Raw genomic sequence first — 11,979 nt, 5'->3', positions numbered from 1 at the left:
GTTGGCGACACGATGACGAGTTCTCCAGATGCTGTACATTCAAACTTCATTTCTGGATTCGCTTTCACCAATTCGTAGAAAGTATCCTCCGTTAAGTTCCCAACAGGAGATATATCTAGCGTCAAGATACTCACGCCGAAGCTCCATAAATGCGATCGCTATAAATTATATCCTCTTCTATATAAAAAATGTCGGCTTTGCTCAAAACTGAGTTCGCTCGAAGCACAGCAAAAACATGGAGAAAGTGGCGATGGATGCTGGAATCCAAAGTACTGCCACAACCGCCGCTCTTATTACCGCCATCGTGGAGTCCGAAATCATCAAAGAAAGCAGCTTTGTTGTTCCAATCATCACCATCATGTTACCCCTATTGAGGAACTACGGGATGACACAACTACTTACTCTTTGTTGGCACGTATTGTATAAGGTTGTCCAGCCTCAGCAGTAAAAAATACTAGAATCGTCACTGGTTCATTTCCTAAATTTTTCCCATTGTGTAGTGTATTAAGTACTTCGACAAATGCGCTACCTGGCTCAAATCTAAATTGCTTATTCCCTTCAATCTCTAGTGTTACAGTTCCCCGAAGTACATATGCATATCCAGGAAAAGGATGCTTATGCCAACCCGTTTCTTTTCCTGGTGGAATTTCGACTTTCAGAGCCGTTACTTCTGGTTTCTTAATCTTGGAATATTCAATTGGTTGCCCAATTGTAGTCGTCATACTTTTAAGTAACTGTGTCAGTTTCACATCTTGCTTGTACTCTGAGTTACCTTCTCTTGCCCAAGATGAAACAGAGCACAACATTATCAGCATAAAAGCTGCTAATCCTAAATATAACCATTTTTTAAATGTTTTCTTCATTCCCAATACTGTAATTCACAATTTGCAATTATAAAGTACAACTACGAATTACGAATTACTCACTCCCTCCAATTCTTCATCCGTCAACTCATACAACTCGCGTAACTTCTGCAACTTCTCCTCGCTGGGTTGCCAGAAACCCCGTCCATTTGCCTCTAACATCCTTGCTACAATATTGCGGAACGCTTCCGGGTTTGCCTGACGCAATTTCTCTGCCATCTCCCCATCTAAAGCATAAGTATCAGCAGCTTGGTCATATACCCAATCATCCGTAAAATCCGCAGTACCACCCCAACCAATCAACGCCGTCATCCGTTGCGAAATTTCATAAGCACCACCCGAACCCTGACTCGCCATGGCTTCCGCCCATTTTGGATTCAGCAACTTAGTCCGATACTCCATCCTCAACAAATCATCCAAATTTCGAGGTGTCGTGTCCTTCGAGAAACTCTCCACAAAACTCGTTGTCACCTTCTTACCGCGCTGTTTTTCCGCAGCTTTCTTCAAACCCCCCGTATTAGCATAGTACTCCTGAATATCAGTCAAACCGTATTCCACAGAATCAATTTCTTGAACAATGCGACCGGTACTCTGCAAAAGCTGAGTTAAAACCTCCGGTCTAGCTTTACCCTTATCCTGTCTCCCATAACTAAACACATTGCGACCCTTCCAAGTATCCCCCAACTCATCCCCAGATTCCCAATTACTATCAACTACCCTATCATTAACCAAAGAACCAAAATCACCCGCAGGATTAGAAAACAACCTCGCCGATGCATTCTCCACCCCTTGCGCCTTCAACGCAAGAGCATGCTTTCTAATAAAATTTTGCTCCTCCGGTTCCTCAACCCCAGCAGCCCGAAGAAACAGATCGTCCAACAACTCAATAATATTAACAAAACTATCCCGAAAAATGCCCGACAAATTAGCTAAAACATCAATACGCGGATGTCCCACCTCCGCCAAAGACTTCAACTCATACCTAACAATCCGCCCCGTCCCCTCCTTCACCGGCTCCGCACCCACCAACTCCAAAAGAATCCCCAAAGATTCTCCCTTAGTCTTAATCGCATCCAAACCCCACAACATCACCGCCACAGTCTCCGGATACACCCCATGTTCTTGAAGATGCTGAGCAATAATTTTTTGCCCAATTTCCCGTCCCCGCTCAAAAGCAGCAGGCGAAGGCATTCTATAAGGATCTAAAGCATGAATATTCCTCCCTGTAGGCAAAACACCAGCACCATCCCGCAACAAATCCCCTCCGGGCGCAGGAAGAATATACTCCCCATTCAACCCCCGCAACAAATTCGTCAACTCATCAGTCGTTTGACCCAACAACCCTCTAATCAACCTCTCCTCTTCCTCTCCGTGTCCTCCGCGCCTCTGCGGTTCATTCCCAAAATAAGCCTCCAAATACGCAGCTAACTCCCCCTCCCCAGGCGCATCCCCCAAAACATGCAACCCAGAAGAGAACAACCGATTCTCCAGAACCTGCAAATACTCATACAAATTTACAAGATAATCATTAAAAACGCGATCGCTAAACATCCGAACATTTTCTACACTAAAAGTCATACCCAAACGTTTAGCATCCTCAAAAGGACAATCCGCCTCCAAACCCGTATCCAGAATCTTCTTACAAATTGCCTCCTTCAGCAAATAATTCTTATCCGGATCTTCGCGATACTCCGAAATCAAATCCCGCAACCCCACCAACTCCTTATACAACCCCGCACGACCATAAGGAGGTACATTATGAGAAATCAGCACCCCATAACCGCGACGCTTCGCCAAAATAGACTCCGAAGGATTATTCGCCGCATATATATATAGATTCGGCAAATCTCCCAACAAAATATCAGACCAAGAATAACCCGTATTCCCCAAAGGAGAACCAGGCAACCATTCTACAGTACCGTGCATACCAAAATGAACCACAGCATCAGCTTCAAACTCATTTTGCAACCATTTGTAAAAAGCAGCATACTGGGGATGAGGCGTTAAATCCCGTTCAAACATCAACCGCATGGGGTCACCTTGCAATCCCAACGGTGGCTGTACGCCTATCCAAACATTTCCCAGCCAAACACCACCGATGTGAAACTCATCACCATAAGTTTTAATACCCGTTCCCGTCAGAGACTTCCATTGTTTCTCAACTCGGGAAGTGCGGAGATATCCCAACCATTTTTCTAACTTCCTGACATTCACTGTCACGGGAGTTTTTTCATCACGCAAAGTCGCCAAGACGCCAAGAGAAGTCTCCTCCTCTCTTTGCGCCTTTGCGTCTTTGCGTGAAACAAAATTTTCATCCGCCTCTTTCACCAAGCGAATTAACTCTTCCCCATCTTCTGGTAAATCCCCAACCGTATAACCTTGTTCTTTAAGCACATAAAGGAACTTCAAAAGACTGCGCGGTACATTCAACAATGCAGCTGTTCCCACAGCACCGTAACCAGGAGGAAACCCGTAGAGAATAATTGCAATCTTTCTTTCAGACACTGGTTTTTGTCGGAGATTAATCCAGCTTTTCACTCTCCCGATGAGTCGCTGTACTCTTTCTGGAACTAAATAAATATCTTCTCCTACCAATCCACCCAAAGGAACAGTATCAATTGCTCCGTCCAATTCAGGTAAAGCGTATAAAACGACACTTTGTAATCCCCCAATACCTTGTCGCGTCCACGAGTGAATATCTTGAATAAGTAGTGGGGCGGCGACAATATAAGGTACATTTTTGGCAGTCAGGATGCGTTTTGCTACATCTACCTGACGCCCAGCCTCCATGGAACCCGCAGGACCGCCCACTAGGGGAAAGCCAATTGTGGAAACGATCGCATCAACTTTAACTGCTTCTGGAGAAAGGGAAGGAGTTTCTACGCGTCCTTGCTGTCGTTGTTCGCTTTCGTAATCCGTTGTCATCCAATCCCGCACGGCGACATGCCCTTCTACACCGTTAATAAAGATAGGTAAAGGGATTATACCTGCTTCTTCAAAACGGCGGATCAGTTGAGGAATGTAAGGTTGCTTTGTAACAACGTGTTTGCGGTATAGGAGGATTCCAACTGTTGGGGACAAGGGAGAGGGGGGAGACAAGGTAGACAAGGGAGAGGGGGTAGACAAGGCAGCAAATTCTACCTTGTCTACCTTGTCCTCCTTGTCTCTTTGTCCCCTTGTCTTGTGATACCACTCCAAATACTGACGGGGTGATTCAAAATAGCCGGGGTAGTCGGGATGTAACAGCCCCATATTTGGGGTTTCCACTGGTGCGGGAATATCGCCAACTTTCAAACCCAAGTATTTTTCTGCTAATGTCCAAAATAAAGCCGCGACGTTCTCCGGTCCGCCTGCATTCCAATATCCATATATAATAAGCCAGTTCCGTAAATCTTGAACTTTTTGTACTGGCACAAATTTTAATAACTTCGGTCCTATTTTTAAAAAACTAATGTAACCTGCTAGCTTGTCTTCCTCTCGCCCGTTACTAAATTTGTCCAGGATGAACTTTACTGGCTTGGGCATTCCTTTAGGCTTATCCCCAATAGCAAATGCACCCAGTTTGGTTAAACTCATCAATTCTAGTGCTGATTCAAACACCAGGCGGATGGGGATACCGGAGATGCGATCGCGCAACCACAGTACTTGGTCGTAATCGAACAGCAAACTGCCAAAGAAGACATCAGCATCTTGTAGGGCTGCTTCTACCTCAGTGCGCTTGGTGGTGATGTCGCGATCGCTAAACACCCGAATATCCAACTCATTCACGCGAGAGGTAGCCAAATAAGCTGCTTTACGGTACAAGTCAGCGTTGAACGATTCAAATCCAGCAACCAGGACAATCCGTTTCATACCTGAAATTCACAGCTTTTCTTAGTGTTCTCTTTCTATTTTAGATGATTTTTTTAATTGTCTTCTTTAATACTTTTCTTAGCGAAGAGAATTCGCGGCTATGCAGGCAAAACCTGTGTAGGCTGGTTTTCAAGTTTTCAACTTTCTGTTAGTCCGTGTAGGCGGACTTTATTTGTGTAGTAGCGAATTTTGTTCGCATTCTTAGTTCATATGATAATAATTTGGCATTTCTCGAATCGTAGTTTTACCCATCATTGTTTTCTCTTCGCAGTTCAAATTAAGTAAATTGCTCACAAGACTGACTATCACCTGATGATAGACACGTCCTCGCCGCCGCAATTCATTGCCATGCTAGTATTATTGTTACTTTTAATTTAAGTGATTTTCCAGCAAACGTTTTAAATTTATACCGGATTGAAGCGCAGTGTTCAGATAATTTTATCCTTACCTTGCTTAACCAAAATTTTACAGTAGTTTGTGAAGAGTCTGGAATAGGACAGCAGCAACCATAGCCAAGTCTAGGAGAGGAAGGTATATAATTCTATCATAATTAACAATATTCTAAGGCGAAAAATGGAGATATCTGTTGCTGTTTATGCATATGTGTTGACAATTTGTCTTATATTTTCGTGAACACCAAGAATTTCTTGAATAACAATAATGCCACGAGCGCTAGTAGTTTTTGGCGTAGCAAGATAACCATTAAAACTCTTGTCGTCTGTCGTCTAAGGTTGGAACTTTAATAGTTTGTTTATTAACCATTTTAAAAGAATACTATGAATCAAACTAACATGACTGCTACTTGCGTAGAGGTCAATTAATAGTAATATTATTAAGTCAATAAAATATTCGTTCATTTTTATGGTAATTAATGAATTTAGATACGTAATTGGTGTGCAAGAAGAGATTCTATTAGATTTACAGCTTTGGCAGGCAAAAATTACAGAATATATCAATTTTTACTATCAAGGGGATATAGAAAATGCTAAGAATACTATTTTCTATAGTTGTGTATCAAAAACGAGAGAACTTTATAGCTATTTATTAAGTAGACCAGAAGATTATAGGAGTGCAATAGACGAGCGAGGTTTATTAGCATGTGCTTGCATTATTCAACTAACAGATATTTATCTTGATAATGGGGAAGTGTTACAAGGATTAGAAATCGAACATTTGACTAACTCGCCTTGGAATACGCTCTTATACCCACAACTATAAACAAGAAAAGGTTCAGCTACATCATTGGTTGAGGAATTAGTTAAAGAGAGTCAAGCTTTGGGTTTTAGTGGTATCCTAAAAGCAGTAACAGTACCAAGCGTTCGTGAATTCTATAAAAAGATAGGATTTATCGAAGATAATGGTACAGGTTGGATGACACTTACCTCAGATGCAGCAGAAAGATTTTTAAATCGACAAGAGAGAAGGAGAAATAACCGTGAATAACTACAATGAAACAGAAAGTATAGAAGATATAAGAAAATGGCAAAGGGAACTGTACGAACTTGAAAAATATGCGGTTTCAGGAAGGGGAATGACTCAAGAGAGGATGGATAAAAATGTTAAAGAATTACTCGATCCTAACTTTAACAATATTTTGTTAGAGGAAGCAAAAGTACATAAGCAAAAGCTGTTAAAAGACCTTGAATGGACTGAAAAAAGAATACAGTATCTCATCAACCAAATTGAAGAAGTAAACAATAAAACTAAATAGAATCTTAGTTAGAGTGATGAGTAAGATCATCACTCTAACTTTAAATACTAACTCCCAGTTCGCTCATTTTTTCGGGAGTTAGATAAAACAATACATAGGGCTTGCTGAAGTAGAGGATATTCAAACATTTATGAATATCCCCAAGATGTTCAATACTATTCCTTATTACCTCTCTGTTGTTCAGGTAAATTACTGCACGCACCCTTCTGGTACTTATACTTAAAGCCAGGTGACTTAAAATGCACAGATACTGGATTACAGCTAGGTGACACAATAGCAGCAATCACTGGAGGTAGTGTGAGACTTGCAATCAGCAATAAGTAAACAGACTTCCCAGATGGAAGTTTCTTTTTTGGTGGTTTGGGAGATATGTTTTCGAGAGCCATAAAGCTAGGATGGATGTAGATATGTTTAGTCACAGCCTGGTTTATCTAGGCTGTTTCCTTATGTGTAGCCCTCGTATGCTGAGAACTACGTTAGAGTTATAGCGCGAGCAATCGCCAAGTATAAGGGTTGGAAGTGCAATTGCACTTTCTCATAACTTCAAGAAGTATGAACTTAAGAAGGGCGATCGCACGTAAGGCAGTAATTTTATTTATGGAAATATTATTCCTGCCAAATCTGAGGATTAGCGTTAATGATTGCTTGAGTGGCATCTCCACTAAAGGTTTCAAATGCAACATATTGAGACCCTTGACCATAGTTGACTTGATGTCCTGTAGCTAGCCAAAAAAAGCCTCCTCGCAGGCTTAGCTGGTCATACATTACCACCCCATCCTCACGAAAAAACTCCTTTAGATAATCCTTGTCCGCCCCAATACCCATCCCACGACCAACATATTTAGTATGGCACTGAGCAATAATATCCTTACTGATTGCGGTAATACGTTGCGAGATTATCATCCAGCCTACTCCCAGTTTACGGGTAGTATTAAAAGCATCACGAATAACTTGAGTTACTTCATCGTCACCACTTTGAGGTGCCCAACGCGGACCTTCATCAAGGACTACTAGTCCATTGCGCGTTCTACTATGTATTTTGAAATCCAACTCAGCTTTGCGCTTAACTTTACTAAAAATTTCGTACATAACAAAGCGTTGTTCTGATTCGGACATAGTAGCCATATTGAGCAGGATTATACGTCCTTTATCTAAAAACCCCTCAACAATTTCATCAATGCTGTACTTGCCCTCAAAATACTGCATGACTCCCGATCTATAAGCGTTAGAAAAAGTCCGAATTTGTCCAGGATTGTCGGCTATCTGTTGTGCTTCAGCAAGCTTTTCCCTACGTTTATTACCCGTGTAAACCGATTCAATATGTTCAAGGACTGCTTCAAGAACATGATTTGGCTGAGCAATTGCTAAATCCACCTCTCTTTCAAACAACCCTTCAGCCACCCTTTCAGCAAGCATTACCGATTTTTCGGAGTGCATATTGAGAATTCGTCGCAAAACAGGTTCCAATAATTGTTTGAAAGAAGTTTTACTAGTTAACCTAATTTGCTCAATACCTATGTATTCTGGTCTACGCCCTGCCTTCTCTAGTAGCTCAATGAAGTTAAATTTAAAGTCGCCTTTAGAATGAGAGCCGCCTTTGGCGATATCTCCGGCAGTATCAGGAATTAAGCATCCTTGTTGTGGATTAGCAGCAAGCTGAGTAGCAATAAGACAAAGAGCTAAAACAGTCTTCCCCGAACCGTTTTGACCAAATACGCAAGTATGCTTTGCTTCCCCGTATCCCCCTGAATCCCAATCACCAAAATGGCGGTTAACGATTGACATCGGCATATTGGCTTCGTCAGGTAAATGCCCAATAATCGCATGGTAAGTTTTTTCAACTTGGTAATCCGAGATCTCAGTACCGTGTAAAACTCTTAAAAAAGTTCCTGACTTTGGTGGACAAGCGATCGCACAAAAGGCATGGTCACTAGCTCGAATACAGGCAATAACTTCTACTTCAGCTGTCAAAATGTCGCATTCACCGGAGTAGTATCGCAAAAATCCTTGGTCGGCGATTGCCTGCTGGAACTCCAGGCTTTCATGAATTAGGTTTGTCATGTCTACTCGATTGATGCGACATAACACCCTTTGTTGTCCAATGTCAGAGTTTACGAGCAATTCACACAACTTACCTGAGATGTTACGATTTTTTGCTTGCGACAAGATAGTAACGTGCAATTTACCGCGCTTGTATGAGTTGACAGTAGCAACGTAATCTTGATGGAGGTTAGTAGCTATGACCATGAGATTATTTCCTAATAGATGTTCGATAAGCTTTGAATAGATTGGGGTAACGTCCAGCGTTAACCTCTCCATATAAGCGAATCACTGATGATGCTTGTTTAGAAAGTAGATCGGCTAAGTACAAAGGCATTGGTTCCAGAACACCTCTGGTTAGAGTTTGAGCGGCAACAACGCCTAAAACTTCATCTAGCTTGCAAACAGACTTGTTGTAATGGATTGCCATCACTGGAGACCATCCCCACGGGCGGAAATTGACAATTCTCATATTTTTGAAAGTAAGTTCCACTGCTTGATGCTGGGTCTCTAAATTTTTGTTGTCTTTGCCTGTGGAGGGTTTGCCATAGCCTGGAACTTTAGAACCGTGAGATTGTTGAAAAGCTTGTTCGTAGGAGATGGGGTTTGTATATTCTCCTTCCTGCAAAATCATTCCCAGTATTAGTTTGTCTGACGGCAGAAATGCAGTATTGAGGATATTACTTAAAGCTTTCAAGCTTTTAGAGAACATCTTGCCAATTCCCTTCTTGCTTAAAGCAATAAGTTTAGGTGCTCCCTTACCTCCTGGCTGCCCAAAGATGGTAAACCAATCAGAATTAGGGTTGAGCAAACAACGTTGATAACTCTCCTTGACTAATTCCCACTCTAAGAAATCAGGATCGGTAATTGACTGAGTGATGTCCTTTGGCATGGATGCAGCAAACTTGCACAAATCCATGTTAAGAGAGCTAAAACTGCCATCGTACATCACCCAATTACTGGAATCACAAGCATACTTTAAAGCTGTTAGCTCTTGAGCAACTCGGATGTAAGGAGCAACTTTGTTAAAGGTCTCACTTGACGTGCCACTAATAGCTCGATAAAAATATTTGGGTTCGGTATCGCAAGTGGAACTAACTACTCCAACAGCGATCGCTGTTGATATCTCTCCATAATCACGGGATACGGTAGACGCATCTACCCCCAATACAGGAGCTTCAATCAAATTACCCGTGAATTTCGCAATCCAGTTCTTACTTTCTGCTTCTAATCGAATGTCTTCTTTTTTGGCTGTAATTTCGTCTTCCAACTGTTTCATCAAGGGATGAAAGTTAGAATGCAAGTCGTTATCAACTTCTTGGAAAAACCGAGAAGTTACAGGAATGGTTAAATTGTCTGGCATAAATTACCAATAGCAAATCGTCCAACCATTTAGTTGTCACTCCTGCGATAGGTTGAAAACCTTTGGTTGGAAAATTCTATTATTTGGGCATTTATGCCAGAGTACAACGTAGATTTTTAAACGTCAACTGTCAATTGGTTTTTTTTTGGAATTTCTTTATTTAATTTCATCCATCTACCTAAAATAAAAGCGCAGTATTCCAGATTGATTTCCGCTCCATGACAAATTCTGCCAGTTCGTTCTGCTGCAATTAATGTTGTTCCACTTCCCAAAAAAGGATCGATCACGACGTTTCCAGGTTCGGTTAGTCGGTTAATCCAAGCCACCATGTAATCAAGCGGTTTTCTCCCAGGGTGGTTAATATCATCAACTTCAGGAGTGACAATAATGCCTTCTGAGTAGTTTTGATTGCGCTTACCCGTAACTTTGTAAGGACTTGATTCTTTACAAAAAACAGCAGCAATAATGTGATTGCCATACCCCATTGGACTTTTACTCATGCCGTTTTTTATCCAGTGAGCGATCATGCATTTATATGGCATAGTAGTTTTTCTAAGAAACTCAGCAAATGATTCATCGCCTGGAGTGACAACCACTAAATCAGCTTTATCAATTAACCAGTCATGCTTCCACTCAAAATCAACATCCCAATCTGCCACTCCCGCATTGTAGGGAGGATCGGCAAAAGCAAGTTTGGCTTTGGGTGCGTCCCAGGTTGAAGAATCGCAGCAGGTTAACGTATGCTGCCCCATCTGCCAAACATCACCAAAATTGACACGAGGGGTTTCACTAACCTCAATGCCCAAAACGCTGTTTACCGCTTTCTCTAGCGACTGTTTAGCAATCTCCTGCTTGACTTCTTTGCGATACTGGGCTAAATTCTTGGTCTTGCACCTTGTTTCTCTATCCAGGCGAAATCTCTTAATAACTTCCTGTTTGATTTCAGGCATTTCGTCTTTCACTTTATGAGCATCGTTAATTGTAATATCGCCATCAACAATATAACTCTCAATATCAGGGAAGCTTTCTAGTATAGAATGCGCTTTTACAACTGAGTCTCTGCCCACATTTAAGCTGTCTGCTACATCTTTCAGAGACACGGACGGCATAGCAAAAGAATGAATTTGTTCTTTTGCTTCATTTTTTTTAACAAACTGATTGTTACCAGTGCCTCCTTTTTTTATATTGGCAATTTTTGCTGCAATCATAGCTCTTTGACTTTCACTGAGATGCCGTCTTTTGATATTTAGTGAGATAACTTTCCATAAAATTTGAGACTCTGTTAACGTACAATATTCAATCTTTGGTGGTCTTCGTATCGCTTGGCAAGCTTCATATCTATGTCTACCATCTATGATAAGGTTTGTTCCCGCTAGAACAGCAATGGGAATTCCTTGCCCATTTGCCGCTATATCGCTTTTAAGGTCTTCAAACTCTTGTCTGCCTAAGCGGGGGAAAAGGTAGACATAGGGGTGATACTCAAGCTCCATTTCTTCAGTTTGTTGTTCTAAGGAAAATTTAATAGACTGGTTGTTAGCCATGATTTAGACTCAATTAGACCTAACTGAATTTTTGTTACTTACCTTTTTTAGAGGTCAAGAGCAGTGGCAACACCGCCTCTGTTGCGCCAATTATACTGGCTAATTTTTGTTTTATCAGTATAGTACATATATACTAAAAAAGAAACTACTTTATTGATCTGCATCTAGTACTACAACGAGAGATCGAATTTGGTGCGATGGCAAACCTCGGTTCTATCAGTTTTTGAGCGCTCGCCTTTTTCTTGAACCACGGTCTACAACATTCACTGCTTCGTTAAAATCTCGTTGTAGTACTAGAGCGTCGGTCAAGTAGAAGTAGTTGACATAAAATGCAGGATATGCATATTGTGTAAATGGAACTTTTAGGCGCTCAAGTTTTATGCGATCACTAAAAACTAGACCTAAAAATGCGGATTCACGGTTGTTTAGTTCATATTGAGATGATTGATGGCAAAGTCTGGGTGCAACGGGACGATACAGAAGATGGCGTTACCTATGAATTAGTAGACGCAGGAATTCCCAAAGATAGGATCGTGTTAGGATTTCATCCACCTAACGTTCGTCCCCATACAGGGTATGCAGTTGCTTGACATAACAGATATCTACCGT

The 11,979-nt window shown here is 41.5% G+C and carries 9 protein-coding genes and 1 pseudogene; 4 read left to right on the top strand and 6 right to left on the bottom strand.

Annotated elements, in window-relative coordinates:
• Positions 1–398: 398 nt before the first annotated feature.
• Positions 399–863: a cupin domain-containing protein gene (locus F7734_RS41200; protein WP_155750184.1), complete on the bottom strand. Its 465-nt coding sequence runs from the start codon at positions 861–863 to the stop codon at positions 399–401.
• A 48-nt stretch (positions 864–911) separates the two neighbouring features.
• Positions 912–4,715, bottom strand: a complete 3,804-nt coding sequence (gene bchH, locus F7734_RS41195) for a magnesium chelatase subunit H (protein ID WP_155750183.1) — start codon at positions 4,713–4,715, stop codon at positions 912–914.
• A gap of 861 nt (positions 4,716–5,576) precedes the next feature.
• On the opposite strand from bchH, the gene F7734_RS41185 reads away from it, so the two are divergent.
• Genes F7734_RS41185 through F7734_RS41175 form a run of 3 tightly spaced genes read left to right on the top strand, consistent with a single transcriptional unit; the run spans position 5,577 to position 6,426 of the window.
• Complete coding sequence (locus F7734_RS41185) at positions 5,577–5,933, top strand: hypothetical protein (protein ID WP_155750182.1); 357 nt, start codon at positions 5,577–5,579, stop codon at positions 5,931–5,933.
• Between the two features lie 24 nt (positions 5,934–5,957).
• Positions 5,958–6,158 carry a hypothetical protein gene (locus F7734_RS41180; protein WP_155750181.1) on the top strand — a complete coding sequence of 67 codons (201 nt, stop codon included), beginning with the start codon at positions 5,958–5,960 and terminating at the stop codon, positions 6,156–6,158.
• Positions 6,151–6,426 carry a hypothetical protein gene (locus F7734_RS41175; protein WP_155750180.1) on the top strand — a complete coding sequence of 92 codons (276 nt, stop codon included), beginning with the start codon at positions 6,151–6,153 and terminating at the stop codon, positions 6,424–6,426. The genes F7734_RS41180 and F7734_RS41175 overlap by 8 nt, the downstream gene beginning before the upstream one ends.
• A 155-nt stretch (positions 6,427–6,581) precedes the next feature.
• Here the strand turns inward: F7734_RS41175 and F7734_RS41170 are convergent, their stop codons facing one another.
• The 4 genes from F7734_RS41170 to F7734_RS41155 all read right to left on the bottom strand — a co-directional run bounded on the left by F7734_RS41170 (position 6,582) and on the right by F7734_RS41155 (position 11,370).
• Positions 6,582–6,845, bottom strand: coding sequence for a hypothetical protein (locus F7734_RS41170; protein ID WP_155750179.1), 264 nt, complete (start codon positions 6,843–6,845; stop codon positions 6,582–6,584).
• 187 nt (positions 6,846–7,032) lie between these two features.
• Positions 7,033–8,673: an ATP-binding protein gene (locus F7734_RS41165; protein WP_166482471.1), complete on the bottom strand. Its 1,641-nt coding sequence runs from the start codon at positions 8,671–8,673 to the stop codon at positions 7,033–7,035.
• A 4-nt stretch (positions 8,674–8,677) separates the two neighbouring features.
• The gene (locus F7734_RS41160; protein WP_155750177.1) at positions 8,678–9,829 is read right to left on the bottom strand and encodes a hypothetical protein; all 1,152 of its coding nucleotides are present in this window, start codon (positions 9,827–9,829) and stop codon (positions 8,678–8,680) included.
• Between the two features lie 116 nt (positions 9,830–9,945).
• Complete coding sequence (locus tag F7734_RS41155) at positions 9,946–11,370, bottom strand: DNA methyltransferase (protein WP_155750176.1); 1,425 nt, start codon at positions 11,368–11,370, stop codon at positions 9,946–9,948.
• A 410-nt stretch (positions 11,371–11,780) separates the two neighbouring features.
• On the opposite strand from F7734_RS41155, the pseudogene F7734_RS41150 reads away from it, so the two are divergent.
• Positions 11,781–11,960: pseudogene (locus tag F7734_RS41150) on the top strand (element excision factor XisI family protein); the annotation flags it as partial.
• Between the last annotated feature and the right edge of the window lie 19 nt (positions 11,961–11,979).

Source organism: Scytonema sp. UIC 10036 (assembly GCF_009725235.1).
This window is presented reverse-complemented; position numbering and strand designations above follow the sequence as displayed.

Bases quoted from the DNA above. Each gene is read 5' to 3' on its own strand.
- F7734_RS41160 (WP_155750177.1), bottom strand. From the start codon at position 9,829: ATGCCAGACAATTTAACCATTCCTGTAACTTCTCGGTTTTTCCAAGAA.
- bchH (WP_155750183.1), bottom strand. From the start codon at position 4,715: ATGAAACGGATTGTCCTGGTTGCTGGATTTGAATCGTTCAACGCTGAC.
- F7734_RS41165 (WP_166482471.1), bottom strand. From the start codon at position 8,673: ATGGTCATAGCTACTAACCTCCATCAAGATTACGTTGCTACTGTCAAC.
- F7734_RS41200 (WP_155750184.1), bottom strand. From the start codon at position 863: ATGAAGAAAACATTTAAAAAATGGTTATATTTAGGATTAGCAGCTTTT.
- F7734_RS41155 (WP_155750176.1), bottom strand. From the start codon at position 11,370: ATGGCTAACAACCAGTCTATTAAATTTTCCTTAGAACAACAAACTGAA.
- F7734_RS41185 (WP_155750182.1), top strand. From the start codon at position 5,577: ATGGTAATTAATGAATTTAGATACGTAATTGGTGTGCAAGAAGAGATT.